Source organism: Streptomyces sp. LN549 (assembly GCF_043203805.1).
Classification (GTDB): Bacteria; Actinomycetota; Actinomycetes; order Streptomycetales; family Streptomycetaceae; genus Streptomyces.
Map to the genome: position 1 here is coordinate 2,644,205 of NZ_JAZHRI010000002.1, position 23,518 is coordinate 2,667,722.

Genomic DNA, 23,518 nt, shown 5'->3' on the forward strand with positions numbered 1-23,518 from the left:
AGGGCCAACTGGGCTGTGGTGATGTGGTCGGCGGCGGTATTGCTGTCCGCGTTCCCCGCCCTGAGTAGACCCGCCACCGGCTCACCCGCCCATGGGCAGTCCCGGTGATCGGACACCTCGCGCCGCCGCGGCACGATGCGCGCTCACTCGAGAAGTGCGTGCGGCGGGCGCTGCGATTAGGAACTCGCCGGCGCCATTCTTGCTGTTCGAAACGCCTCTTCCTTGCCTGGTGGCCCGTCGTGCAACGTGCTCCGTGAAAGCGCGAGGCTAGAGCTCAACACGGTCACTCACCACGTCGTCACCGGGCTCCCCATAGCGCAGCACGACGTGTGCCGGCCGAAACGGAAGCATGCGCAACCCAGGCTCCATCACCCGGAACAGGGCTTCGGCATCAGGGCCATAGGCGTAGATCACAACCTCTCCCCCGCCGAACTCATTGCCGTCAACCTCACCAACACCAGCGGCAGCGACCGCGGCCCCGATGGACCGCTCGGCTTCAAAGACCAACGACCTCTGGTCAGGTTCACCGAAGTCGTCGCCGCCCAGCTGGAAGCGAGCGATCACGGCGTGTTCCGGAGACTCGTCCGGCGAGTCAAAGTGCACGTCCTTCATGGCAGCACCCTCTCACCGGGCTCTGACAACCGGCCTCCAGCCCGTGCATCTGAGCGAGCGGCTCTCGCAGGAATCACTCTGATTTGCACGTTCGATCCCATCCGCCCCCGGATTTGGTCGTCGCCTCGCAGTACTTGGACGAACTCGTCCGGTGGGCTGACACGGAGTGGGCCGATCACCCTTATCGTCCCGTGGAAGCCCGGCCTGACGAGGCCGACCGGCAGACGCGTGACTACGCCAAGGATCTCCGGCACGCCGCACTCCCGGTCCACGTCCGGGACGAGATGGGCCGCATCGAACTCAGTCTCGAGGTGCGGTTCCTGGCCTTGTGCCGCCAACCGGGGTTGGACTGTCGGATCCGCCAGGACATCTTCTACGTCGCCGGGCGTGCCGCGATGGCCCTCGACCTCGGGCACTTGGAAGCGGCAGAGCGGGAGATCCGGCGCATGGACCAGGTGGGTGCCGTGGAGCCACGGGAGAGCCGCTGCGGCTGATGGGCGGCTTTCCGAGGTCTCGCTCGACCCAGGACCCGAACCGGGAAGTGGCGAGGCGGCCGCGGCCCACGCATCCCCGTCAGGTTCGGCCGTCAGGCGAGTCATGAGCGGGCCGCCTGCCGTGGCGATGTGGCCTCTCTATGGGCATCGATCATGGAAACGGTCCCCGATTCGTATGGACCGGAGGGCCGATTCAAGCTCTCACCTGCGGCTTCCTACTGCGGGCGCGGACGGCTTCGAACCGCCGACATCTGCTTTGCAAGTTCGCCCGGACGCTCATGCCTGCTTGCGCTTCCACGGCTGCTCGCGCCGTGAGGAGACGGGCACGGCTGCTGCAATCCGCGGCTGTTGATGTCAGCTCCGTGCCCAACTTCACGGGTGCCGTCACTCGTCGTCGCTGCGCTCCAGGACCAAGCCGACGGACCCGCCCTCCAGACCATTGCTGTCCTCGAGGTGTAGGTGACTTCCATCGGGAACTCCATCGTCGGCCAACACGAGGAGATGCCCAGCGAGCGTCCTGAGGCCCGCGGCGTTCGCCTCAATGACGACCTCTCCCCCGAGATCTCGCACCTCGATCCGCGCTCCCGCCTCCCACTTGAAGACTTGGGCGACACCATCGGTCACGGCCGTAACCTGGGTGCTCTCAACGGGAGCGCTGCTGGATTCAGAGGTCATGGAGAACATGATGCCGCTCAACACACACGACTCCGGAGGCCGGTCCGATTCCCCATGTCCATGCAGTTCAAGCGTCTGATACGCCCGCCGGCTGACGAGTTATCCCGCACGTGTCCCGTGACGTGGCGGTCACGTAGTCGGTTCGCGGCCAGGACCACTCGGATCAGCCTTCCTCCCGGCTGAATTCGTGCGTGCATCCCCCGGAAGTCACGTCCCGGGTGAAGCAGGCGATGAAGGAATCCGGGGAGCCGTAGAAGGTCAATTTCATCTCCTCGCAGTCCACGCCGTCGAAGGTGACCTCGCCATACGTTCCGGAGGGAGACCAGGTTCCGTGTTGCCGGTCGGCGAACCCGGAGCACCCCCAGCCGACGACGTCCGCCTTGTCCAAGCCCTTGGCTGTGAACGTGCCGTCGTCCTTGAACTCAACTGTCGCCCCGGTCCAGTCCGACCACACGCCCGTCAGCCGATCAACGGTGTTGACCTCGACTGGGTAGTAGCCGGAACAGGAGGCCAACAGGAATGTCACCGCACCTCCCAACGCAGCGCTCATGAGTGCACGTCGTATCCGCTGATGCTGGTCGGCAGCCATACGACCCTGCCTCTCGTGTCTCGCACATGTCCGGTAGCGACGCCTCAAGGAAGCGGCGAACATCATCTTGAACGTGTTCAAGTCCTGGTGTCAATGACGGCTGGGGCGCGCTTCGCCATTACGGTCCGTGTGCCTGGCAGGGAAGTTCGACATGGAGAGACTTTGGGCGGGAGCTGCCATGGTCCGAGGACCTGCACCTCCGCTGACCTGGGTCGGAGCCTGGCTGTAACTCCCCGTGGTTCCCCCCGGCTTCCCGCCAGATCGGGCACGCGAGGGGCACGTGTCGTGGGACTCCGCTGGGAAAACCTCGACCTCGAGGCGAGAGATCCGCCCCCGAACCCAGCGCCAGCGCGTCCGTGGTGAGGCGTACGAGGACTATCCCAAGGGAAGGCGCAGGAAGCAGACGCTCCCCTTGCCCGCGATCTGCGTCGCTCCCCTTCGTTGGCAATGAATGCGGCCGGCTGCCATGCGCGGAGCCGCTGGCGAGAACGTCTTCACCACCCGCACCGGCCATCCGATCGAGCCGCGCGACCTGTACCGCTCGTTCACCCGCGTAGCCAAAACCGCCGGGCTCCGCGTGATCCGGCTGCACGATGCCCGCCGCGGGTGCGCGACCTTGCTGACTGCTGTTCGGGGTGGCTCCCCGCGTCGTCATGGAGATCCTCGGGGACAGCCAGATCGCCGTCACGATGAACATCTACGCCTACGTCGTCCAGGACACGCAGCGCGAGGCCCGTTAGCCACCTGGACCGCATGCTCAAGCGGCGACCCGCCCGTGCATGACCGCACCCGTCGATGTCAGAAGCGGATGTCAAAGGCCCCTCGCCATGATCGGCGAGAGGCCTTTGTGCTGGTGGGCGCGGACGGTTTCGAACCGCCGACATCTGCTTTGTAAGAAACCGTAAACCGCTGGTCAGACCCGCCGAGAACTTCCGAGAACTCCCGAGCACTGCTCTGACCTGCAACAACGGAAGCGACCGAGACTTTCCGAGGCCGCCCGAGTGGGGATTGTGGCCCCGTTGTGGCCCCGTCGTGGCCTGACCACTCACGACACCGCCCGCAGGTGCCTACCCGTGACCAGCGCGGCCCGTACCTCGTCGACCAACTCGGGCCCCGCGTGCTGATACAACCACGTCACACGCCCGCCCCGCTCGTGCCCCATGATGACCTGAACGTCCTTCTCCGGAACCCCCGCATCCTTCAGCCGGGTCGCAAAGACGTGCCGCAGATCGTGCACCCGCGGCCAAATCTCCGTACGGCCGGTCTCCGGGTTTTTGACCTCCCGAGCCACGCCAGCGTCCGTGATAGCGGGGATCCAGTGCCGACGGAAGTTCGGCCGAGTCAACGCGCCACCGGCCGGCCCGCGGAATACCAGCTCCTCGGTGTGGAGGTCTTCCCCATCGCCGACGGGAGACTCAGTGACGGCCGGCGCCCACTTGTCGAGCATCGTCTGCGCGGCCGCGATGGCTGCCGGGGTGAGGGGTACTGTACGGAAACCTGCCCGGCTCTTCGGCGCGAGCTTTCGCCGAATCTTCCCGCGGTCGTCGATGAGAACTTCCTTCACCTTCACCGTGGCACTGCCGAGGTCCAGGTTGCAGGCCCGAAGGCCCGTGTACTCACCCCACCGCATCCCGGTCTCTTCGGCGAACACTACAAGGGGCTGGTAGTACTCCGTGAGTTGCTCGCGAATCAGGGCGCACTGCGCGGCGGTGGGCGGGATCATCTCGTCAGGGTGTCGGGCCGGCGCGGACGCCACCTCGATGTCGGTGCACGGGTTCACGGTGATCCGCCGGTCCCGGAGCGCAGCCACCATCATGTGCCGCAGCAGCTCCAACACCTTCTTCTGGGTGGCGTGGCCCTTCACCTCGTTCGTGATCCAGTCCTGAACCTGGAGCCACGTGATCGTGTTCAGTTTGCGCTTGCCCCACTTCGGCTGGACGTGGACTGTCCACGCCGACAACTTCCGGTTCCTCGTCGTCACCGACTTGACCTTGACTGTCGGCCACCAGATCGCATACCAGTCGTCAACGGTGATCGCGCCGCGCTTCGGGTCCTGGTACGTCCCCTCGCGCACCTGCGTGCGCACCTTGTCGAGGTGGGCGGACGCTTCCTTGTGCGTGTCGAAGTGGGGGCCGCACTGCTTACCGTCCTTGTCCCTGTACCGGGCCTGCCACGGCCCGATGCAGTCGCGTCGGGCCTTCCTGCTTCCGGGGTAGGCCTCCATGCAGAGTGCGCACCCGCACTCTTTGCTGCGCTTCTGCCTGGGGTTGTTGGTCGCTCTACGCGCCATGGGTCACCGCCTGCTCTCCTGCCCTCTGCTGCGGAATGCGGGGAGTCAGGTCGACCTCGGCCCCGCAGTAGCAGACTGCACCGAAGCGGGGCTGGACGACGGCGAGTTCGGCGAGAACGGCCCGCGCGGCAATGACGGTGTGTGCTCGGTCGAGGCCGGGCGGGAGAGCGATCGTGCGGGTGGCCGGGTCGAACACCGGAGCCGAGCCGATCGGAGCGAAGCGGACGCGAATACACATGCGGACCCCCGGATACGCAGGCGGATTGGAACCTGCGACCGAAGGGGGAGGGCATCGGCCGTGCGAACGACCGTACCCCCAGTTGGTGGAATATGCGACTACCGTTACGCGTGTTGACGACCCGTCATGCGCATGGAGTGACGGAGTCCATTTAGTTGAGACTCACGACAGGGCGGAACGGTTGTGCTCGTTCAACGCGCGGAGCTCTAGCTCCTTGATTTCCTGCTGCTCAGCGGTCAGCCCGCGGAAGAGTTCGAGGAGTCGTTCCTCGGCGGTCGCGCTCAGCGGGCCGGGTGTCTTGCGGCCGGCGGCGGCGAAGAGGCGGTCCTCGGTGAACTTCGGGTACGCGGCGGCGAGGGCGCGCAGGGCGTCGGGTCGCGGTTGCCGTTTTCTGTGCACCCAGGTGTTGACAGTGGAGACGGACGCGCCGATGGCTGCCGCGATCTGGCTGTCGTTCACGCCGTACTCGTCTTTCAGGCGTGCGAGCAGCTGCGCGAGGTCTTCAGTGGGGGTCGCATCCTCGTTGTCCACGGCCCCAAGACTGCCCGCGACCTCTACTTTTCGCAAGTAAAAGTAGAAGCATGGCGCGTATTGGTGCGGCGCGCGACCTCCCCGTCACGCTCCGGCGTACTGGCATATGACTCCACCATAGAACACCCTTTCGATTCCCGCAGCGACTCGGAAGTTCTCGGGTGTTCTCGTTGACATCACTGCGACAGCGACTGTAGAACTGTCGTAGCACCTCACACCGAGGGACTCACCCGCATCAACCTGCACGAGGTACCCATGCCAAAGCTGCTCCGCAAGGGCGAAGGCCAGCCACTCCGCGACGAAATGAAGCGGCAGGAACTGACCCTCGACGAACTCGCCGAGAAGACCAGGACGGTCGATCCGGAGGGGCGCGGAGTCAGCCCGGCCACGATCGGCCGACTCACCGGGCGGGGGCGCACCGCGCGAGATCGATGCGAGCTGCACACGGCATGGCTCATCACCGAAGGGCTCGACGCCCGGATCCACGCCCTGTTCAGCATGCCTACACCTTCGACCGCGACAGTAGAAAGGTCAACCTCCGATGCCGAAGAAGAGTGAGCGCCTCACCGCCCTCCCCGCCGGCCTTGTGCCCCTCCTGAGCCAGCGCGAGATCGAGACGTACTACGGCGTCTCGGACTGGCAGATCCTCCAGTGGATCAAGCAGGGGATGCCGGTTGCCCCGTTTGCCGGCCGCCAGAGGCGGTTCGACATCACCGAGGTCCGCGACTGGATGGCCGCGCAGGACCCGGAGTCCTCGCACCTCGTCGCCGTCTGACCCCCACATGCACCACGGGGCCGCCCCGGACGGATCAGGTCCCGGACAGCCCCCACGACATCCCACACACCCGTTGAAGGAGTGGAACACCGTGTCTGTACAGCTTACCGACCCCATCAACTTCCCTACGGGGGACCGGCGCACGGTCGCCGTCCGCCCGCTGGCGTCCCTGCTGCTGGACCCCCTGTACGACCCGGCGCGTGACGGGGTCGCGACCGCCCCGCCGCTGGATGTGGCCGCGCGGCAGGCCCGGCGGGTGCTGGCCCAGCACCAGACCGTGAGCATCCACGACCACACCGGACTGATCGGTGCGGCCACCGGCCTGGAGGTCGCGTTGCGGCACCTGGTCGCGGCGATGGATGCCGAGGTGCAGGCATGAGTGCCCGGACGGAGTTGCTGGCCCTGCTGGAGTGCGTCGTCCCCCTGGACCGGGCGCGGGACATGGTCGACCGGCACCACGCCGAGGTGCTGGCCGCATCAACACTGGCGGCTGCGGTCGACGCGCTGGGTGCCCTGCCCATGCCGACGGGTGACGTGGACTTCCGGGCCATCGAGCAGGACCGGCCGAGTACGAGGTTCACCCACGACTGTGGGATTCCGCTGACGCGGCGTCTCGACTGCGGTCACTGCCCGCACGAGGTGTGCCAGGACTGCGAGCGCTGCCCGCACACCTGCCGCTGCGCGTCCCCCGAGGACCGACACGACAGCCCGCTGCACACCGACTACGCGACGCCGCGTGACCTGCCGGAGATCCCCGCCCAGCGAGACCAGTGGGGGCAGGCATGAGCGACCGCGACGCAGCCCGCGAGTTCCTCAAGCTCATGTGCGGGGATGCGGCGCCCGAGTGGCGGCCCGTGTTCAGCACCGACGGCACGGACGAGCCGACCGGTATCGCTCCGGTGTGCACCGACCCGGACCACGGACCCGACGACGAGGCCGAGGCGTACGCCTGCTGCCCGGACCCGGTCATCGAGTGCGAGTCCCACAAGATCGCCGCGTACCTGGTTGAGCTGCTCAACGCCGACCGGGTCACCCCGTGACGGCGCCCCGGATGGTCGCGCACCTCGCCCTCGGCCTCCTGCTCTGGGCGCTCATCCTCACCGCACTGGGAGCCACCGCATGACCACGACCCCGCAGTGCCCGGAGGCGCTGTACAACCCGGAGACGGACACGCTGCGCCAGTGCATCCGTGGCCCGCACAAGGGCGACTGGCACGAGACCGAGAGCGGCATTCCGTGGCAGCTCAACGAGGACGGTCCGCTGAAGCCCGGCCTGTACCCCGACCTCTCCATGGCCGCGTACCACGGTGACCGCGGATCGCTGTCGTCGTCCGGTGCCCGGAAGCTGCTGGCCCCGTCGTGCCCGGCCCTGTTCCGGTACGAGCAGGACCAGCCGCAGAAGCCGAAGAAGGTCTTCGACCTCGGCAACGCGGCGCACAAGGAAGTGCTGGGCGAGGGCCCCGAGCTGGTGCTCGTCGACGCGAAGCGCTGGGACACCAACGCCATCCGCGCCGAGCTCGCCGAGATCAGGGCCGAAGGCGCCGTGCCGCTGAAGCGCGACGAGTACGACGACGTCCTCGGCATGGCAGACGCGATCCGCCGACACCCTGTCGCATCCGCCCTGTTCAACCCGGAGTTCGGCCGGCCGGAGCAGTCGGTGTTCTGGACGGACGGCCCGTCCGGGATCACGCGCCGGGCCCGGTTCGACTGGCTGCCCGACCCCCGCGACGGGCGGCTGATCATCCCCGACTACAAAACCTGCCGCAGCGCCGAACCCACCGCGCTGGAAAAGGCGATGTACGAGTTCGGCTACCACTGCCAGGACGACTGGTACCGGGACGCCGCTCGCGCTGTCGGGCTGGCCGACGACCCGGCCATGGTCTTCGTCTGCCAGGAGAAGACCGCCCCGTACATCGTGACCGTCTTCGAGCCGGACGCCGAGGCCCGACGGGTTGCTGCGGCCAGGAACCGGCGTGCGATCGAGGTGTTTGCCGAGTGCACCGCCTCGGGTCGCTGGCCTGGCTACACCGACGACGTTGCCCAGCTCTCTCTGCCCCCGTGGGCCGCCATTCGTGACACCGAGGAGTACCTGTGAGCTACCAGCAGATCGAGCGCATGACCCCGTCCGCGGCCCCGGCCCGTGTCGGACAGGGCACTGCGGTGGAACAGTCTCGCGCGGTCGCCGAGGTGCAGGCCGCCATCGTCGTGGCACAGCAGTGCCCCCGCGACATCAACGCCGCCATCGCTGAAATGCGGCAGTCCTGCACCCAGCCGTACCTGGCCGAGCGCGCCCAGTTCCGATTCCCCCGCGGCGGCAAAACCGTGTCCGGCCCGTCCGTTCACCTCGCCCGGGAACTGGCCCGTTGCTGGGGCAACATCCAGTACGGGCTGGTCGAGATGCGCCGCGACGACGAGTTCGGCGAGTCGGAGATGCAGGCGTTCGCGTGGGACGTCCAGAAGAACAGCCGGAACTCCTCGACGTTCATCGTCCCTCACAAGAGGGACACACAGGGCGGGCCCAAGCAGCTCACTGACATGCGGGACATCTACGAGAACAACTCCAACAACGGTGCCCGCCGCGTCCGTGAGGCGATCTTCGCGATCCTCCCGCCGTGGTTCGTCGAAGAGGCCAAGGAACTCTGCGCAAAGACGATCCGCGACGGCGGGGGCAAGCCCCTCAACATCAGGGTCGCTGACGCCATCAAGACGTTCGAGGGCATCAGCATCACCGCCGACCGCATCGAGACGAAGCTCGGCCGGCCGTCCGGGAAGTGGACGGAGCACGACATCGCGCAGCTGCTCGTCATCTTCCAGTCGATCCAGCGTGGCGAGGTCTCCGTCGACGAGGAGTTCCCCGCCCCGCGGGTGACGGCCGAGGAGATCACCGGCGCTGGGACGGGGGCGTGATGTTCGTTCTCCGTAGCACGCACGCCGCGCTGAAGGCCCGGTACGAGCAGGTCCTGCACCAGCGGGACATCGCCCGCCGGGACGCCGCAGCCCACCTCGGTGCGGCAGGGCTGACGGCCGGACAGGTCATCGTTGCCGAGGACGTCGCCGCTATGTGGCAGCACACCATGAGCGCAGCGATCAGGCGAAACGTCCGCCTCGGCGATCGGCTGGAGCGGATGGTCCGCGCGACCGCCCGGCTTCGTACCGAGAACGCCCAGCTGCACCGCGATCTGATGAAGGTGTGGGCCGCGTACGACAACGCGGTTGGCCTGGACTCCCCGGCGCTTGACCTGGGTGCGCACTGGCAGGAACGCCGCTCCGACAAGCCGCGCGCGAAGGCGGTGGAGTCGTGAGGCTTCCCGCTCTGCTCCGGTCGCACGGCCGGCACCGCGCCCCCGCCCCGGCCGCCACGTTCGACACGGCCCCGCCCGTCCCCGGCACCCGGTGGCTGGTTTGTGACACCACCGCGTGCGCCCACCTCACCCGCCGCCACACCCCCACCACCACCGGCTACCGCTGCACCGACTGCGGCACCACGAAGGGAGACCAGCAGTGAGCATCCGCCCCGACATCGCCGAACTCCTCCGCGCAGGCTGCTCCGACCGGGAGGTGACCCGCCGCCTCAACGTCGACAACCGCACCGTGGCCACCGCCCGCACCTCACTTGGCCTGCCCCTCCACAAGCCCGGCGTCCGTCCCGCCAGCAGCCCCCAGGACTCATTCCGTCAGCGCACCCGCCCCGTCGACGGCGGCCACCTCGAATGGACCGGCCACCGCACCAACTGCGGCACCCCGTTCTTCCGCTGGATGAAGAAGGGCTACACCGCCGGCCGGATCGCGTTCGTCATGCAGCACGGCCGTGAGCCCATCGGCTACGCACTGCCCGGCTGCGGCTACCGCGGCTGTGTCGCCCCCGCCCACCTCGAAGACCAGCCGATGCGGGACCAGCTCAAGACCCAGATGGCTGGGATCTTCGGAGGTGCGGCATGAGCTACGCACCCGACACCCTGCCCCGCGGCTACGACTGGCGCGACGACGGCGAGTGCCGCCGCCCGGAGTACGACCCCGAGCAGTGGCACCCGACCGGTACCACCGGACCGCACCTCGCACAGATCGCCGACGCCAAGACCGTCTGCTACGGCTGCCCCGTCATGCGGGAATGCAGGCAGTGGGCGCTCACGCACCGGACCGAGTCCGGGATCTGGGGCGGCATGACGGAGAACGAGCGGGTGGCCTGGCACCGCCGCATGGTGCGGGCCAACGCCAAGGCCGCGGCCGCCCCGGTACCCACCGTGCACCGCACCCTTCAGGACGCGTATGCCGCACTTACTGGCCCTGTCGATGAGGGCGGGCATGTCGACTGGATCGGTGGCCGGTCCAACTCGGTCCGCGGCACGTGCTACAGCCCGAACCGGCTGACGTGGGCAGTCACCCGCGGCACGCCCCCGGTCGGGTCCGTCGTCCGGTACTGCGACCGGGCCCAGTGCGTGGCCCACATCGAGGACCGCGTCGAGCGCGAAGCCCGCAAGGCAGCCGAGCAGCCCGCCGCCGCGTGATCCCCGGCCCGGGGCCGCAGCCCCGGGCCCACCACCCGCACCACCACGACCCGTACGGAAGAAGGCCCGCGTGACCATCGACGCCATGCAGTGGGTGTGGAACTGCTCCCGCACGACCGGGAACGTCCGCATGGTGCTGCTCGCGGTCGCCGACAAGGCGCCGGGGCCCGACTGCACGACCCGCATGGGCACCACCGAGTTCCGGGCTCGGCTCAACGCCTCCCGTTCGGTCGTGCAGCTGGCGGTCGACAAGGCGTTGAAGTCCGGCGAGCTGATCGAGTCCGAGCCTGCGAAGGGCAGCCGCCCGGCCACCTACCAGCTGCCGTTCGCGGTCGGCTATGTCCGCCCGACCCTGGGAGCTAGGGGCCCTGAATCAGGGCCGGTAGCCGAACAGCAGGGGCCCGGAATCGAGGCCCCTAACTCTGAGCAGGGGCCCGGAATCAGGGCCGGTAACGAAAACGCTAGGGGCCCTGAATCAGGGCCGGGGGGGCCCGGAATCGAGGCCCCTATGGGCCCTGAATCAGGGCCCCTCTACCAGACCACTCCTACCAGGAGTGCTAGCAAGCAAGCCGGGGAGCCTGCTGCGCCGGTTCTCGGCCCCGAGATCCCCATCAACAGCCGACCGCTCGTCGACATGATCACCGCCGCCGGGATCCTCGTCCGCTGGAACCTGAGCAGCGCCGAATGGTTCACCGTCGAAGCGCTCATCAAGCGCACCGGCATCGCCGCCCTCGCCGCCTACGCCCAGAAGCAGGCCGCGGCCAAGGACGTGTCCTACGCCCGGTACTTCCTCCCCGGCTGGAAAGAGCTCCCGCCGCTGCCCGAGGCCGGCACCGAGCGTCCTCCGCTGCGCGCCGTCTCCGGTGGCTGGCAGCCCTACACCAACCCGACCGACGTGTCCGCGTACTCGAACGGATTCTGACCATGGAACCCACCACCCTCGACAACGCCGCCGCAATGGCCCGCCTCCGAGCCGGATTGGAAGCCCGCGGCATGACCGACATCCCCGCCGGACCCGTCGCCGACGGCCCGTCCCCAGACGAACCCGGCCACCCCGAGTACCACCGCACCCGCCGCGCCGAATGGGCACTGAAGCGCTGGGAGACCGCGACCCCGCCCCGCTACCGCCGCGCCGACCACACCCAGCCGGACGTCCAGGCATGGGCCGACCGCGTCATCACCGACCGGGAGACCGCCGGATCCCTGCTCCTCACCGGCACGACGGGCACCGGGAAGACGTACCAGGCGTACGCCGCCCTCCGCGCCATTGCCGCTGCCGGCCCGACCGTGTACGAGATCCGGGCACTGACCGCCGCCGACATGTACGGCCTGCTGCGCCCCAACGGCTCGCAGCGCGGTGCCGAGGAGGAACTGCGGCGCCTGTGCCGGATCCCGCTCCTGCTCCTCGACGACCTCGGCTCGGCCAAGGGCAGCGAGTGGACGGAGGAGGTGACGTACCGGCTGATCAACGAGCGGTACAACGCCTGCCGCCCCTCGATCTACACGTCGAACCTGCCCGCCAAGGCCGCCGACGGCCGCGATCTCAACTCCGCCCTCGGAGAGCGCATCGTGTCCCGCCTCTCCGAGGACACGCACGTCATCGCCATGACCGGCACCGACCGCCGCCGAGGAGGCACCCAGTGAGCAGCACCATGGAATGGATCCGCCGCCAGTACGACGTCCCCGCCCGCCACGGCATGCGCATCGAGTACGACGGCAAGCCCGCCACGATCGTCGGCGCTGGCAACGCGGGCCTCCGCCTCCGGGTCGACGGCGAACGCCGCATCATCCCGACCCACCCCTGCTGGCGAATCGTCTACCCGGCAGTGCCCGAGCCCGCCCGGCCGCGCGGCTGGTGCAAGCACTGCGGCAAGGACCGGGCCATGACCCGCGACAACGTCATGGGCAACCACCGCTGGAACGGGCGCGACTGGTCCGCACCGTGCCCCGGCTCCGGCAAGCCCCCGTGGAAGCCCGTCCGTAACCAGACCCACCCGGGAGAGCAGAGGGCTGCCGCATGAAGCCGAACCCGTTCCCGCCCGCCGCCCTGGCCGCGTTCGCCGCCGGCCTCGACGAATACCGCCTCGTCACCCCATACGAGCAGCAGACCCCCGACGAGGCCGCCCTCTTCGCGGCCGAATCGCTCGTCACCGCCGGATGGGCCGTGTACATCCCCCGGCAGAACCGGACTGGTATCCGCCGCCCCTGCCCCGTCTGCACCGAACCGCAACTACTCAACCGGGACGGGCGGATCCGCCGCCACGGCGACGCCGACGACCCGTGCCCCGGGTCTGGCAGCCCGCACCGGGTGGAGGCCGCCCGATGACGACCGCCCTGGACCGGACCCGTGCCCTCCTCGACACCCCGCCACCCGCACCCATCCCCGGACAACTCGCCGTCGCCAGCAGCGAGCCCAGCACAGAACCCGAGCACGACGAACAGCCCCTCATCCACCACCAACCCAGCCTCTGGAGCATCTGATGTATCCCACCCTGTTCACCACCGCCGGCGTGAAGGCGTTCGCCGAAGCCATCGACGCTGAGCGCCAGGCGCAGCTGGCCAAGTTCGGCAACCAGCACCACCCCGACGGCACCGGCCCCCGGACCGCGAGCTGGGGCGCGCTCATGCACGCCGACGACGCTGCGGCCGAGGCGCGGAACCGGTGCCAGCGGGCAGCCGACCGGGGCGACCTCACGTGGCGGCACGTGCTCAACGAGGAGGTCGCCGAAGCGTTCGCCGAGTCCGACCCCGCCACGCTCCGCACCGAGCTGCTCCAGGTCGCCGCCGTCTGCGCCGCCTGGATCTACGACATCGACCAGCGGCCCGCCACCCCGTGACACGCAGTACGCCCCGGCCGGGTCATAGCCGGCCGGGGCGCCCGCTCACCGTACTCGCCCGTCTGATCCGGTTCGGCCGGCCCCGCACCCAGGAGACCCCGCATGACGCACGCCGCTGAACTCCGCACCGCCGCCGGGCGCACCCCGGACCGAGCCCTTGCCGCGCTGCTCGCCACGCTGGCTGACGCCGCCGACCACCCGTCTGACGCCACGACCGGGCTGCTGGCGACCGTCCTGCACCCGGCCCTCGCCGTGGCCCGGGGGATCCGCGACACCACCCAGGAGACCCACATGCCCGACACCACACCCACCACCCCCGCCGACAAACTGCACGCCGCCGCCGACCGTGCCCGGAAGAACGGCGACCCGCTGCACACCGCCATCGCCGCGCTCCTGGACGGGGTGATGAGCAGTTGCCGTGAAGTGGCCCACGAGGAGTGCCAACGGTGGTGCAGCCCGACGACGTGCGATCTGTCCGCCGCCCTCGCCGTAGCCCGGCAGGTCCTCGGCACCACCGACCAGCAGCCCACGACCACCCCCGCCGACCGCCAGACGCTCGCCGCCGCCCTCGACGGTCTCCACACCCTCATTGCCACCAGCAGCCGCGACTGGCAGACCTACCGCGTTGACGCCTGGATCTGGGCCGTCCTCTGCGGCTGGGACTGCGAGCAGGCCGAGCACGACGGCACGTGCACGCACGGCGCGTTGGAGGAGACGGCCGCCATGCACGGCTGGGACAGCGCGACTGTGGCGAAGGCGCGCCGCTACCGGGCCGCCGTCCGCCGCATGGCCGACGAGGCGCAGCAGCCCGAGACCGAGGCGTGCACGTGCGACAGCGAGGACCACACCCACGACAGCGGATGCCCGCTCGCTGCTCCCGACGCCAACGACCCGGCGTTCCCCGCCGCCGACCAGCCGGACACCGAGACCGAGGCGTCTCCCCTGTGCGGCAAGACCGTTGGCGTGTCCGGCATCTACTACCGGCCCTGCGCCCGTCCTGCCGGGCATCACGAGGCGTACTGCCGTGACGCCACCGGCGACCACCTCTTCCTGGCCGCCGCCGATCCCCACCCCGCCCCGTGACGCTCGCCCGCCTCGCCCCGCACGTGGCTCTCCTGGCCGCTGTGACCGCCGCAGCAGTCATCTGCCTCCGGGAGGGCCACCGGGGACGCACCAGGCCCAGACACGGGCGTGGGCGGCCACACAGCGCCCGAGTCGGCACCGCACAACAAGACCACGACGCCATCAAGGAGCACGACCACATGGCCCGCCGCCGATCCATCACCCGCACCTGCGCCACCACCGGATGCCGGGAAACCAGCTTCGTCGAATACACCGCCCGCCGAGACATTGCGGACCTGCCTGCCAAGTGGCAGTGCTACCGCCACTCCAAGCCGAACGAAGTCCTGTCCGCCGACAACCCCGAGACGCACACCACCCTGGCCCTGCACCCCAGCTACATCACCGGCTACGACCGCAACGACCCGCCCAAGCTGATCGGCCACTTCTGGGGACCGGCAGACGCCGAGAAGGGAAACCACGGCATCGTCCAAGGCCCCGGCTTTCGCGCCATCGCCGCCGACTACCCGCCCGGCACACGGCTGATCATCACCGCCCGCCTTGAACTCCCCGCCGCCGAGGAGTCGACGCGATGACCGGGCCCACCCGGGAGCAGCTGCTCCACCTCGCCGACCGGGCGAGGCGCGGCGTCGCACTCGACGCCGAACACGACGCCCTGGCCGCCGGAATCACCGCCATGGCCGACCGGCTGGACCGGGCGAACAAGGCGATCCGCTTCATGCTCCAGCAGGACGCCGACGCCGCAGACACCGCCGTGCGCGCCATCCAGCTGATGAACGAGGCCGGGGCCCAGCGCCACAAGGCCGAGGCCGCCATCGAACGCGTGCGGAACCTCGCCACCCTCGCCCCCGACGGCGCCAAGGGCCCCACCTGGGCCGCGCTGGAGCTCGCCATCGACAACGCCCTGCCCGAGCAGCAGCCCACCACCTGACCTGCCGCCCGGCCGGACCCCCGCCCGGCCGGGCAATTTGCACCAGCCCGCCCCGCCGTACCGCAAGGAGCCACCCGTGAGCACAGCCGCCGCTGACCTCCGCCAGATCGCCACCACCTGGCGGGACCTGAACGACGCCCTCGGCATGCCCGCCCAGATCGGCGGATTCGGCCGCGGCCTCCGCGCCTACCTCGCAGCAACAGACGCCCTCGACGCCGACGAGGTGGAAGCCCTCGGCCACCAGCGCGCAGCCCGCCGCTTCCTGGAGCAGGACGCCCACCTCCTCGGTGTCCGCCCCATCCCGATCCGGCTCGGCGTGTACGAGACCATGCGCGTCATCGAAGCGGCACTGATCGAGGTTGCCGACCAGACCGCGGCCGCCGTCCAGCGCCCCTCGATGAGCCCCGCCCCGCGGAACTGGCCGGCGTCGGACCGGCAGCGGCGGGACCAGCTCGCCCGCGCCGACGCCATCGACCCCCGACGCTGGCGGTACACCGGCACCAGAACGGCCCAGTACGCCGCCCTCTGGCTCCTCGGCAGGGTCACCGGCACCGGCGGACCCTTCACCCCGCTCAGCGACGCACAGAGCCGCCACATCGGGCACGTCGCCCAGGAGGCCCGGCACCGCATCGAGCAGGCCCTCGACACCGGGGCCGAAACCGTCACCCTCACCCCGCCCTGCCCCGGCTGCGGCGGCACCATCACCGTGTACGGCGGCGCCGGCGCGAGCCCACTCGCCAACTGCGCCAGCTGTGGCGGCGTGTGGTCGGAGCTCGGCGCAGCAGCCTGAACGCAGCAGAGCCCCGACCAATGTGGTCGGGGCTCTGGCGTACCGAGGACTACTCGGCCGCCGGCTTCTGAGTCCGCGGGTTCGTCACCCCGGCAGCGATCTGCCGCACCCGGCCGAAGCTGATCCCGAGCAGATCCCCGATCGCCCGCAGCGTCATCCCTTCGGCCTGCAACTCCTGCACTGCCTGCTGCCGCAGCTCCCGCGCCCGGGACTGCCGGCCCGGCAGCTCATCGAGGAGCGCAGTCAGGCGCTTCGCCCGTTCTGCGGCGTCCCCGTGCTCACCGAGTGCATCGATCGCGTTCAGCACCCGTTGCACCTCCTCGTCTTCTGCCATGTCCGCTCCTCGTTCCGGGGCGGCGCCGTATCGCTTGTGTAGGGACCCTACTCTGTGTAGAGTCTCTGCACAACGAGAGGCCGCCCGCCTCTCCGCTCCATGCACAACAGCCCGGCCAGAGTTCACGCTCCGGCCGGGCCAGCCACCCACCTGACATCACCAGGGGAATGACATGGCACACCGTACCGACACCAGTCTCACCGCGGCAGCCTCGCCGCTCCCCGGCGACGCATACGAGGAGCGCCTGCGCCGCTCGGAGATGGCGATCGGCTACCGCATCATGCGGGAGATCGAGGTCGCCCCCGGATGGTGGGGAATCGCCCGGGAGGTCGGCGAGACCGTCAGCGCTCAGGTCGCCAACGAGTACTGCGCCGAACAGAACGCAGTGACGATGGACCTGAACCGGGCCAAGCGACACCACTACACCGCCGACCCGATCTACGCCGCCACCGACTCAGACCCCGACATGGACGAGGCTCTGCGCCGCGTCCGCGAAGGCCGGCGCCCGGCGGTGACCCGGTGATGACGCCCCTCGTCCTCAGCAACGACACCTGCGTCCTCCTCGGCCGCCTCGCCGACACCCTCCAGACCCAACGGCCGGCCGCCGAGATGCGCGAGCCGATCCGCCTCGCCCGCGCCCTCGTCCTTGCCGAGCGACTCCACCCCGACAACCCCGAGAAGGCGTTCGCCGCCGAGCAAGACCTTCTCGCAGCCGCCCCGCCGGTGCGCCCCGACCAGACCCGCGGCGAGTACGCCGCCCTCCTGCGTCTCATCGCTCAGGGGGTGTCGCGATGACTGTCGCACCCGACCTGTCGCAGCGGCGCGCCCGCGTGAGACAGCTGAAGCGAGACGGTGTATCCCTGCGCGACATCGGAACTGCGGTGGGCATCAGCAAGGACACCGTGGCGCGCGACCTGGCCGCCACCGAGACATCTGATGCGACCCCCGAGCCCTCGGCCGAGACACCGGCGCAGCGACAGGCGCACCGCGTCGCGCAGGTTGAGACAGCACTGCGACAGCTCTGCGACGCAGCTCGGGCCGTGGACGATGCGACACCCGCGCTCACGATCACCACCGATGCGACAGCCCGTCGCTGGTACGAGCAGCTGCGCGACACCGTGTCTCAGCTGTCGCGCGCCGCCGACCAGTTCGCCGACTACTACCCGGCCGCCGTCGCATGCGACACCGAGACAGGCGATGCGACATGACCGGCATGGTCCCGCCACCCCCGAACTACCCGCCCACCATTCCGACCGTGCCGTCTCGCCCGATCACGAAGACGGCCCGCACGGAGAAGCGACGCGAGCGCTACACACCGCCCCGTCGCACCACCCCCACCATCGACCACCCCAAGCTGCGCGCCGTCGCCTACAACGCCAGCGCAGCCGCGTGCGGCTGGTGGTGCGGCATCGGCCCCTGGGCCCTCAACGGCATGACCCACTACGGCACCTACGACGTCGCCCGCGGCGTCTGGGTCGGCGTCGGCCTCGCCCTCTTCAGCCTCCTGGCCGAGTGGAAAACCCACGCCTGGCGCAGCCGAGACCGGGCCGTCCTCGTCCGCGCAGCCGGATGGGCCGGACGCATCCCCCTCGCCACCACCCTCACCGCCCTCGCCCTCTACGGGCCAGACGCCACCCTCTGAAGGACACGATGAACCTCGCAGCAGGCGGTACGAACAGCGACGTCCTCGGCTCCATCGGCGCCGGCGGACTCGCCCTCATCCTGTGGACCGCCCTCATCCTCGGCACCCGCGAACAGTCCGAGCACACCATGAGCAAGAAGGCCGCGATCTTCTGCGGCGTGTTCGCCGGGACCGCGGCCATGGGCGCCGGCCAGATCTGGGGCCTCCCCGACGACCTCATCTTGGGCCTGCTCACCGCAATCACTGGGAACCGGGCCATGGCCGACGTCGGAACCGGTGCAATCTGCGTAACGATCCTGGTCATCGCCTACCTCCTGAAGATGAAACCCCGCGCCGCCGGTGTCCTCGGCCTCGTCCTGGCGTCCGCTGCGGCCGTTGCCGGGGGAGCGTGGGCACAGGTATCCGGCTCGGTCGGCGACCTCTTCGGACAGTTCGCATGAAGGCCCTGAAGGGCCTGCGCCCGTACACCGCAGCCGCGCCGCTGATCCGCATCGCAACCGGCCTCCTCCGACTGTCCTTCGACCTGCTGGTTCGCTGCATGGACGGGCCCGGCTTCGAGAAGCTGTGGCGCGCCCTCGGGGTACTCCTCGCCGTAGGCACCCTGTACCGGGCCGCCGCCGCGTACCCGATGGCGATGATTCCCGTGACGCTGCTCCTCGCCGTCCTCTCCTGGCGTGCCGGAGAGCCCAAACCGAAGGCCGAGGAGCCCGAGCAGTCGGCCGAACAGCCGGGGGAGCAGCCCGAGCAGGCCCCGCTCACCGGCGCCGAACTCACAGCCGCACTCCACGAGATCGGCTCCCCACACGCCCACCTCGCTGCCCTCGCCACCCACCTGAACACCACCCCCACCCGCGTCCGTGAGGGCTGCTCCCTGGCCGGTATCCCTGTCGCGGGAGGGGTGCGCATGAAGGGGCGCGGCGTATCTACCGGAGTGCGGGAGAAGGACTTTCCGCCCCTCCGCTCCCCCGATGCAGCCCCTTCTGAAGGGGTTGTTGCCGCAGGTCAGAGCACAACAACAACAGCAACAGCCCCCACCGTGGTCCGGTCCGCAGAAGGGGCCCTCATCACCGTCACACCCGCCCGCGAGGAGGTCGCGTAATGGCCCGCCACGACGACTGGTTCCGGATTTACGACAACGCCCCCGTCACCGACATCGACCCGGACGCCCCGTACCGCAAGGACCGCAGCTACGACGGTGGGGCCACCTGGGAGGACGCGCCCGAGATGAAGGGCGAACACCTGCAACTGGAGATGACCGAGGCCCTGATCGCCAACCTCACGATCGGCATCCGCGACGGCGTTGTCGTCATGCAGAGCCCCCACCCCATGGGCGGGCTCATCCGGTACACACCCATCCGCTAACCCCCGAGGCCGGCCGCCATCCGCCAAGACGTTCGGCCGGCCCCGGGCCCATCCCCAACACACAGAGACAGGACACGATCATGGCATTCGGCCGACGCAAGGACGAGACCCCCGCCACCCCCAAGCCCCTCGGGAAGCTCCCCACCACCATGCCGACCCGGCTCCCCGCATCCGACCTCCGCACCAAGGACCACGCGACGGACTACCAGAGCAGCCGCGGCGGCTGGTTCAAGAAGGGATGATGGAGCGCATGGACGACCTGGTGCAGTTCCTCCGCGACCGCCTCGGCGAAGACGAGCAGACCGCCCTGGCTGCCGCTCTCGGCCGCAGCAAGTTCGCCCCGTGGCGGGCAAGCGAGACCGACGTCTACACCACAGAGATCATCCTCGCTGGGCACGCTCACCGAGTGGCCGACACCGGCCCCACCTACTCCGGGGCGGACGGCTACGAAGAGGACGCCGCGCGGGCCGCCCATATCGCCCGCCATGACCCGGCCCGTGTCCTCCGTGAGGTCGAAGCCAAGCGGGAGATCGTAAAGCAGGCGGACCTGTACCTGTGCGACAGCGGCCCCGGGTGCGGCTACCGCACGAAGCACGGGCACAACGTGCTGCGCCTGCTCGCCCTGCCGTACTCCGACCACCCCGACTACCGCGACGCGTGGCGGCCGTAACCCCCGTTGTCAGTCCCCGCCCGTACCGTGGGAACCACAACATCCGTTGGATCGTGACATGGCTGCCGCGTACCGACGGAGGACCCGATGCCCCGCCCCCGCTGCAGACAGGGGCGGGGCATCGCCACGTCCACTACGCCTGTAGTTGCACAACCGCCCGATCATGCCGCATCATGGGCCGCAGATCCGGCGTGCCCGGAAACAACCGACCCGCCCCCGATGGCGGGTCTTCGCATTTCCCCCACAACCCGTTCACCCCCGTGCCACGATGCCCCCACACCACACCAGGGGGCGACACATGGGATTCATCAACAACGCCAAAGCCGACGTAGCCGGCAAGGAGGCCCGAGAGGCCTACGCCAGAGGCGACTACGTCCTGGTGTACAAGTTCATCGAGGCCAGCTCCACCAGCAAGACCACCGCGCCCATGACCGGCATCGCCGAACAGATCACGGCAGTCGAGTCCGCCGGCTGGATGCTCCAGAACATGGCAGCCGCAGAAGGCAAGGCCCTCACCGGCGAACGCACCGCCCTCGTCTGCCTCTTCCGCAGACGCTGACCCACCCCCGAACCGGCCCGGCTGCACCCCCGTTGCGGCCGGGCCTCCCCATGCCCGGAGGTGGACGCATGGCCGGACGCCGTGACCTCACCTCCTACGCCTACCGCAAGGGCCGCGCGCAGTTCCTTGCCGACAACGACGTCTGCCACATCTGCGGCCACGTCGGAGCCGACGTCATCGACCACATCACTCCCGTCGCTCGTGGTGCCGACCCCCGCGACCGCGACAACTGGGCACCAGCCCACGGCGTCAACCGCTGCCCCACCTGCGGCCGCAACTGCAACGGCGAAAAGGGCGCAAACACCCAGGTCAAAGGCCTGACCACATCACGCGATTGGTACCGACCGAGCTGATCGAGCCGACCGGACCGGTTCCCTTTTTTGGTGGCGGCTCATCCCAGCCCCGCGCCCAGCTTTTATTTTTCTCCCCCCGTGCCTGACCAGCCTGTATGCGATCACTGAGTGCCCTGGGTGGGGAGGTATGCGATGCCTGCGACTCCCCTGGAGATCGGCCCGGCCGGTGCCCATGTCGGGCAGGCGGTGGCTCGTGCGCGGGAGGCGCGCGGCTGGGACCAGCAGGAACTGACCGCGCGGCTCACGGCGGCGGGCCGGCCGATGTCGCAGCCGATCGTCAGCCGGATCGAGGCAGGCTCGCGGCGGGTCGACGTTGACGACCTGGTGGCGCTGGCCGAGGTGCTCGACGTGTCCGTGCTCGCCCTGCTCCCCGACGAAGGACGGCAGGCACCGGTTGTGGCCCCGCTGCTCGTCGTACCGGTCCGCTCCGACGACGCGGGTCCGGTGGAGTCGGTGTTGGCCGACGACATCGAGGCGCTGGGTGATTTGCAGGACATGGAGCCGACGCACGCGGCGGTGGCGTTCCGTCTTGCCCGGCAGATTGATGGGCAGCGGCCGGCGGCGTGTGAGGAGTGCGGGGCAACGGTGTACGTGCCGAACGATCCGCGGATCCTGCCGCAGCTGGCGAGGGAGTTGCGGGCGACGGTGGCCGCGCTGGTGGAGGGGCGGGCCGTGAACGATGACGATGACGACGATCTCGGGGACCTCGGCTCTGTCTGAGACGTGGGCGCCGCCGCCGGAGTTCGCTGAGCAGTGCCTGGACCTGTACGGGCTGACGTGCCCGCCCCGGTGGGGTACGCCGCGCCGGCCGGAGCGTCCGAGCCTCGGGCCGAAGGCGTGGAAGGTGATGGAGGCGCTCGGCTTCCCTCCGATGCCGTGGCAGAAGTACGTCATGGACGTGGCCCTGGAGATCAATCCGGAGACGGGTCGGTTTGCTCACCGTGAGGTGGGGCTGTCGGTGCCTCGGCAGCAGGGCAAGACTCAGCAGATCCTCGGGGTGCAGGTGCACCGGGTCGCGGCGTGGCCGCGGCAGCGGGTGGTGTACGCGGCGCAGACCCGCGGCATGGCCCGTACCCGGTGGGAGGACGAGTTCGCCGAAACGATTCTGGCGTCGCCGCTGGCGAAGCGGATCCGGGTGCGGAAGTCGAACGGCAACGAGGCGATCATCTGGCGTGCGACGCGCAGCCTGATGGGCATCACGGCGAACACGGAGAAGGCCGGCCACGGCCCTCCGTTGGACCTCGGAATCATCGATGAGGCGTTCGCGCACGAGGATGACCGGTTGGAGCAGGCGTTCTCCCCTGCGATGCTGACGCGGGCCATGGCTCAGCTGTGGTGGGCGTCGGCGGGCGGTACGGAGAAGAGCATTTGGCTGAACAAGAAGCGGGCGGCTGGCCGGGAGCACATCGAGCGGATGTGGGAGACCGGGGAGCGGCCCAGCGTCGCGTACTTCGAGTGGTTCGCCCCGGACGACATGCCGCGGGATGATCCGGCGACGTGGCGGGCAGCGCTGCCGGCACTCGGGTTCACGGTGACCGAGGACATCATCCGGGCCGAGCTGGAGAAGTTGGACCCGGCAGAGTTCGACCGGGCCTATCTGAACCGGACGCGGAAGGCGACACCGCCTGACGACCCGAACGTGCCGAAGAGGCAATGGCCGGGGCTGGCCGACGCGGCATCGACGCGCGGGGCCGAGGTGGCGTTCGCGATCGACGTGTCCCAGGACCGGGCGAACGCCTCGATCGGTGTTGCTTCCCGGCGGCCGGACGGGCGGGTGCACCTGGAGCTGGTGGACCGGCGGGCCGGTACGGCGTGGGTGGTGCCCGCGATGGTGCGCCTGAAGGAACTCCACGACCCGCTCGTCATCGCGATCGCCTCGTCCGGCGCCCCTGCCGGGTCTCTGATCGACGCTCTGGTGAAGGCCGGGGTTACGGCCCCGGAGAAGAAGGACAAGCCGCACCGTGGGCATCTGGCGGTCATGCGGATGAACGACGTGACCGAGGCGTGCGGGCAGATCGCTGACGCGATGAACCAGGACACCGTTCGTCATATCGGCGAACCGCAGCTGACGGCTGCGGTGAACGGTGCCCGTACCCGCAAGGTCGGTGACGCCTGGACGCTCGATCGCACCAAGTCCCTGACGGATGTGGCGCCGCTCGTCGCGGTGACGCTGGCCCGATGGGCGCTGCTGACCAAGGGTCCTACGGTGCTCGACGACTACGACGTGCTCAACAGCGTCATGTAAGGAGGTG

41 protein-coding genes and 2 pseudogenes are annotated in these 23,518 nt (G+C 69.4%); 36 read left to right on the forward strand and 7 right to left on the reverse strand.

The features are described 5' to 3' along the window. Window positions 1-267: 267 nt before the first annotated feature. Window positions 268-612, reverse strand: a complete 345-nt coding sequence (locus SH922_RS11670; protein ID WP_393057642.1) for a hypothetical protein — start codon at window positions 610-612, stop codon at window positions 268-270. A gap of 191 nt (window positions 613-803) precedes the next feature. On the opposite strand from SH922_RS11670, the gene SH922_RS11675 reads away from it, so the two are divergent. After that, entirely contained in the window at window positions 804-1,106 is a 303-nt protein-coding gene (locus SH922_RS11675; protein ID WP_393057644.1) for a hypothetical protein, read from the forward strand. Window positions 1,107-1,490: 384 nt separating this feature from the next. Here the strand turns inward: SH922_RS11675 and SH922_RS11680 are convergent, their stop codons facing one another. Beyond that, window positions 1,491-1,781, reverse strand: a complete 291-nt coding sequence (locus tag SH922_RS11680) for a hypothetical protein (RefSeq protein WP_393057646.1) — start codon at window positions 1,779-1,781, stop codon at window positions 1,491-1,493. A 163-nt stretch (window positions 1,782-1,944) separates the two neighbouring features. Continuing rightward, window positions 1,945-2,331, reverse strand: coding sequence for a hypothetical protein (locus tag SH922_RS11685; RefSeq protein WP_393057648.1), 387 nt, complete (start codon window positions 2,329-2,331; stop codon window positions 1,945-1,947). Window positions 2,332-2,634: 303 nt separating this feature from the next. Here SH922_RS11685 and SH922_RS11690 point away from each other — a divergent pair. Beyond that, a pseudogene (locus tag SH922_RS11690) lies at window positions 2,635-3,153 on the forward strand (tyrosine-type recombinase/integrase); the annotation flags it as partial. Window positions 3,154-3,415: 262 nt separating this feature from the next. Here the strand turns inward: SH922_RS11690 and SH922_RS11695 are convergent. From SH922_RS11695 to SH922_RS11705, 3 genes are all read right to left on the reverse strand, one after another. Further along, window positions 3,416-4,594: a tyrosine-type recombinase/integrase gene (locus SH922_RS11695; RefSeq protein ID WP_393057650.1), complete on the reverse strand. Its 1,179-nt coding sequence runs from the start codon at window positions 4,592-4,594 to the stop codon at window positions 3,416-3,418. Between the two features lie 55 nt (window positions 4,595-4,649). Then, window positions 4,650-4,898, reverse strand: a complete 249-nt coding sequence (locus SH922_RS11700) for a hypothetical protein (protein WP_393057652.1) — start codon at window positions 4,896-4,898, stop codon at window positions 4,650-4,652. A gap of 162 nt (window positions 4,899-5,060) precedes the next feature. After that, window positions 5,061-5,429 (reverse strand): helix-turn-helix domain-containing protein, encoded by a 369-nt coding sequence (locus SH922_RS11705; RefSeq protein ID WP_393057654.1) that lies wholly within the window; start codon window positions 5,427-5,429, stop codon window positions 5,061-5,063. A gap of 255 nt (window positions 5,430-5,684) precedes the next feature. Here SH922_RS11705 and SH922_RS11710 point away from each other — a divergent pair, with 255 nt between their 5' ends. The 21 genes and pseudogenes from SH922_RS11710 (at window position 5,685) to SH922_RS11810 (ending at window position 16,346) form a co-directional block, all read left to right on the forward strand. Next, the gene (locus SH922_RS11710) at window positions 5,685-5,987 is read left to right on the forward strand and encodes an XRE family transcriptional regulator (protein ID WP_393057656.1); all 303 of its coding nucleotides are present in this window, start codon (window positions 5,685-5,687) and stop codon (window positions 5,985-5,987) included. Then, a complete protein-coding gene (locus SH922_RS11715; RefSeq protein ID WP_393057658.1) occupies window positions 5,971-6,204 on the forward strand; it encodes a hypothetical protein in 234 nt (77 codons plus the stop codon). The genes SH922_RS11710 and SH922_RS11715 overlap by 17 nt, the downstream gene beginning before the upstream one ends. A 91-nt stretch (window positions 6,205-6,295) precedes the next feature. Next, the gene (locus tag SH922_RS11720) at window positions 6,296-6,583 is read left to right on the forward strand and encodes a hypothetical protein (RefSeq protein WP_393057660.1); all 288 of its coding nucleotides are present in this window, start codon (window positions 6,296-6,298) and stop codon (window positions 6,581-6,583) included. After that, the gene (locus SH922_RS11725; RefSeq protein ID WP_393057662.1) at window positions 6,580-6,990 is read left to right on the forward strand and encodes a hypothetical protein; all 411 of its coding nucleotides are present in this window, start codon (window positions 6,580-6,582) and stop codon (window positions 6,988-6,990) included. The genes SH922_RS11720 and SH922_RS11725 overlap by 4 nt, the downstream gene beginning before the upstream one ends. Further along, a complete protein-coding gene (locus SH922_RS11730; protein WP_393057664.1) occupies window positions 6,987-7,244 on the forward strand; it encodes a hypothetical protein in 258 nt (85 codons plus the stop codon). The genes SH922_RS11725 and SH922_RS11730 overlap by 4 nt, the downstream gene beginning before the upstream one ends. A 79-nt stretch (window positions 7,245-7,323) precedes the next feature. After that, complete coding sequence (locus tag SH922_RS11735; RefSeq protein ID WP_393057666.1) at window positions 7,324-8,298, forward strand: PD-(D/E)XK nuclease-like domain-containing protein; 975 nt, start codon at window positions 7,324-7,326, stop codon at window positions 8,296-8,298. Then, window positions 8,295-9,110: a hypothetical protein gene (locus tag SH922_RS11740; RefSeq protein WP_393057668.1), complete on the forward strand. Its 816-nt coding sequence runs from the start codon at window positions 8,295-8,297 to the stop codon at window positions 9,108-9,110. The genes SH922_RS11735 and SH922_RS11740 overlap by 4 nt, the downstream gene beginning before the upstream one ends. Next, window positions 9,110-9,505 (forward strand): hypothetical protein, encoded by a 396-nt coding sequence (locus SH922_RS11745; protein ID WP_393057670.1) that lies wholly within the window; start codon window positions 9,110-9,112, stop codon window positions 9,503-9,505. Before SH922_RS11740 ends, SH922_RS11745 begins: the two co-directional genes overlap by 1 nt. Further along, window positions 9,502-9,708 (forward strand): hypothetical protein, encoded by a 207-nt coding sequence (locus SH922_RS11750; protein WP_393057672.1) that lies wholly within the window; start codon window positions 9,502-9,504, stop codon window positions 9,706-9,708. Before SH922_RS11745 ends, SH922_RS11750 begins: the two co-directional genes overlap by 4 nt. Further along, the gene (locus SH922_RS11755; RefSeq protein WP_393057674.1) at window positions 9,705-10,142 is read left to right on the forward strand and encodes a hypothetical protein; all 438 of its coding nucleotides are present in this window, start codon (window positions 9,705-9,707) and stop codon (window positions 10,140-10,142) included. Before SH922_RS11750 ends, SH922_RS11755 begins: the two co-directional genes overlap by 4 nt. After that, window positions 10,139-10,432, forward strand: a pseudogene (locus tag SH922_RS11760) (WhiB family transcriptional regulator); the annotation flags it as partial. The gene SH922_RS11755 and the pseudogene SH922_RS11760, both read left to right, overlap by 4 nt. Window positions 10,433-10,778: 346 nt before the next feature. Beyond that, window positions 10,779-11,630: a hypothetical protein gene (locus tag SH922_RS11765; RefSeq protein WP_393057676.1), complete on the forward strand. Its 852-nt coding sequence runs from the start codon at window positions 10,779-10,781 to the stop codon at window positions 11,628-11,630. 2 nt (window positions 11,631-11,632) lie between these two features. Further along, window positions 11,633-12,352, forward strand: a complete 720-nt coding sequence (locus SH922_RS11770; protein ID WP_393057678.1) for an ATP-binding protein — start codon at window positions 11,633-11,635, stop codon at window positions 12,350-12,352. Next, window positions 12,349-12,729, forward strand: a complete 381-nt coding sequence (locus SH922_RS11775) for a hypothetical protein (protein ID WP_393057680.1) — start codon at window positions 12,349-12,351, stop codon at window positions 12,727-12,729. Before SH922_RS11770 ends, SH922_RS11775 begins: the two co-directional genes overlap by 4 nt. After that, window positions 12,726-13,034, forward strand: coding sequence for a hypothetical protein (locus SH922_RS11780; protein WP_393057682.1), 309 nt, complete (start codon window positions 12,726-12,728; stop codon window positions 13,032-13,034). Before SH922_RS11775 ends, SH922_RS11780 begins: the two co-directional genes overlap by 4 nt. Further along, window positions 13,031-13,189, forward strand: coding sequence for a hypothetical protein (locus tag SH922_RS11785; protein ID WP_393057684.1), 159 nt, complete (start codon window positions 13,031-13,033; stop codon window positions 13,187-13,189). Before SH922_RS11780 ends, SH922_RS11785 begins: the two co-directional genes overlap by 4 nt. Beyond that, window positions 13,189-13,545 carry a hypothetical protein gene (locus tag SH922_RS11790; RefSeq protein WP_393057686.1) on the forward strand — a complete coding sequence of 119 codons (357 nt, stop codon included), beginning with the start codon at window positions 13,189-13,191 and terminating at the stop codon, window positions 13,543-13,545. Before SH922_RS11785 ends, SH922_RS11790 begins: the two co-directional genes overlap by 1 nt. A gap of 102 nt (window positions 13,546-13,647) precedes the next feature. Then, window positions 13,648-14,628, forward strand: coding sequence for a hypothetical protein (locus tag SH922_RS11795; protein ID WP_393057688.1), 981 nt, complete (start codon window positions 13,648-13,650; stop codon window positions 14,626-14,628). A 179-nt stretch (window positions 14,629-14,807) separates the two neighbouring features. After that, the gene (locus SH922_RS11800) at window positions 14,808-15,200 is read left to right on the forward strand and encodes a hypothetical protein (protein ID WP_393057690.1); all 393 of its coding nucleotides are present in this window, start codon (window positions 14,808-14,810) and stop codon (window positions 15,198-15,200) included. Next, window positions 15,197-15,556 (forward strand): hypothetical protein, encoded by a 360-nt coding sequence (locus SH922_RS11805; protein WP_393057692.1) that lies wholly within the window; start codon window positions 15,197-15,199, stop codon window positions 15,554-15,556. The genes SH922_RS11800 and SH922_RS11805 overlap by 4 nt, the downstream gene beginning before the upstream one ends. Before the next feature lie 76 nt (window positions 15,557-15,632). Continuing rightward, window positions 15,633-16,346, forward strand: a complete 714-nt coding sequence (locus SH922_RS11810) for a hypothetical protein (RefSeq protein ID WP_393057694.1) — start codon at window positions 15,633-15,635, stop codon at window positions 16,344-16,346. Window positions 16,347-16,395: 49 nt separating this feature from the next. On the opposite strand, the gene SH922_RS11815 is transcribed toward SH922_RS11810, so the two are convergent. Then, window positions 16,396-16,680 carry a sigma factor-like helix-turn-helix DNA-binding protein gene (locus SH922_RS11815; protein WP_393057696.1) on the reverse strand — a complete coding sequence of 95 codons (285 nt, stop codon included), beginning with the start codon at window positions 16,678-16,680 and terminating at the stop codon, window positions 16,396-16,398. A gap of 172 nt (window positions 16,681-16,852) precedes the next feature. On the opposite strand from SH922_RS11815, the gene SH922_RS11820 reads away from it, so the two are divergent. From SH922_RS11820 to SH922_RS11880, 13 genes are all read left to right on the forward strand, one after another. Further along, window positions 16,853-17,203: a hypothetical protein gene (locus SH922_RS11820; protein ID WP_393057698.1), complete on the forward strand. Its 351-nt coding sequence runs from the start codon at window positions 16,853-16,855 to the stop codon at window positions 17,201-17,203. After that, a complete protein-coding gene (locus SH922_RS11825) occupies window positions 17,203-17,475 on the forward strand; it encodes a hypothetical protein (RefSeq protein ID WP_393057700.1) in 273 nt (90 codons plus the stop codon). Before SH922_RS11820 ends, SH922_RS11825 begins: the two co-directional genes overlap by 1 nt. After that, window positions 17,472-17,888, forward strand: coding sequence for a hypothetical protein (locus SH922_RS11830; protein WP_393057702.1), 417 nt, complete (start codon window positions 17,472-17,474; stop codon window positions 17,886-17,888). Before SH922_RS11825 ends, SH922_RS11830 begins: the two co-directional genes overlap by 4 nt. A 47-nt stretch (window positions 17,889-17,935) precedes the next feature. Further along, complete coding sequence (locus SH922_RS11835; protein ID WP_393057704.1) at window positions 17,936-18,322, forward strand: hypothetical protein; 387 nt, start codon at window positions 17,936-17,938, stop codon at window positions 18,320-18,322. A gap of 8 nt (window positions 18,323-18,330) precedes the next feature. Next, window positions 18,331-18,762 (forward strand): hypothetical protein, encoded by a 432-nt coding sequence (locus SH922_RS11840; RefSeq protein WP_393057706.1) that lies wholly within the window; start codon window positions 18,331-18,333, stop codon window positions 18,760-18,762. Beyond that, a complete protein-coding gene (locus SH922_RS11845) occupies window positions 18,759-19,421 on the forward strand; it encodes a hypothetical protein (RefSeq protein WP_393057708.1) in 663 nt (220 codons plus the stop codon). The genes SH922_RS11840 and SH922_RS11845 overlap by 4 nt, the downstream gene beginning before the upstream one ends. Further along, on the forward strand, window positions 19,421-19,684 hold the full coding sequence (locus SH922_RS11850) for a hypothetical protein (protein WP_393057710.1): 264 nt from the start codon (window positions 19,421-19,423) through the stop codon (window positions 19,682-19,684). Before SH922_RS11845 ends, SH922_RS11850 begins: the two co-directional genes overlap by 1 nt. 80 nt (window positions 19,685-19,764) lie before the next feature. Then, entirely contained in the window at window positions 19,765-19,926 is a 162-nt protein-coding gene (locus SH922_RS11855; protein WP_393057712.1) for a hypothetical protein, read from the forward strand. Window positions 19,927-19,934: 8 nt separating this feature from the next. Then, the gene (locus tag SH922_RS11860) at window positions 19,935-20,354 is read left to right on the forward strand and encodes a DUF6221 family protein (RefSeq protein ID WP_393057714.1); all 420 of its coding nucleotides are present in this window, start codon (window positions 19,935-19,937) and stop codon (window positions 20,352-20,354) included. Between the two features lie 298 nt (window positions 20,355-20,652). Further along, on the forward strand, window positions 20,653-20,913 hold the full coding sequence (locus SH922_RS11865; RefSeq protein ID WP_393057716.1) for a hypothetical protein: 261 nt from the start codon (window positions 20,653-20,655) through the stop codon (window positions 20,911-20,913). A gap of 68 nt (window positions 20,914-20,981) precedes the next feature. Next, on the forward strand, window positions 20,982-21,266 hold the full coding sequence (locus SH922_RS11870; RefSeq protein WP_393057718.1) for an HNH endonuclease: 285 nt from the start codon (window positions 20,982-20,984) through the stop codon (window positions 21,264-21,266). 132 nt (window positions 21,267-21,398) lie between these two features. Then, entirely contained in the window at window positions 21,399-21,986 is a 588-nt protein-coding gene (locus SH922_RS11875; RefSeq protein ID WP_393057720.1) for a helix-turn-helix domain-containing protein, read from the forward strand. Next, a complete protein-coding gene (locus tag SH922_RS11880; RefSeq protein ID WP_393057721.1) occupies window positions 21,952-23,511 on the forward strand; it encodes a terminase in 1,560 nt (519 codons plus the stop codon). The genes SH922_RS11875 and SH922_RS11880 overlap by 35 nt, the downstream gene beginning before the upstream one ends. Window positions 23,512-23,518: the final 7 nt, after the last annotated feature.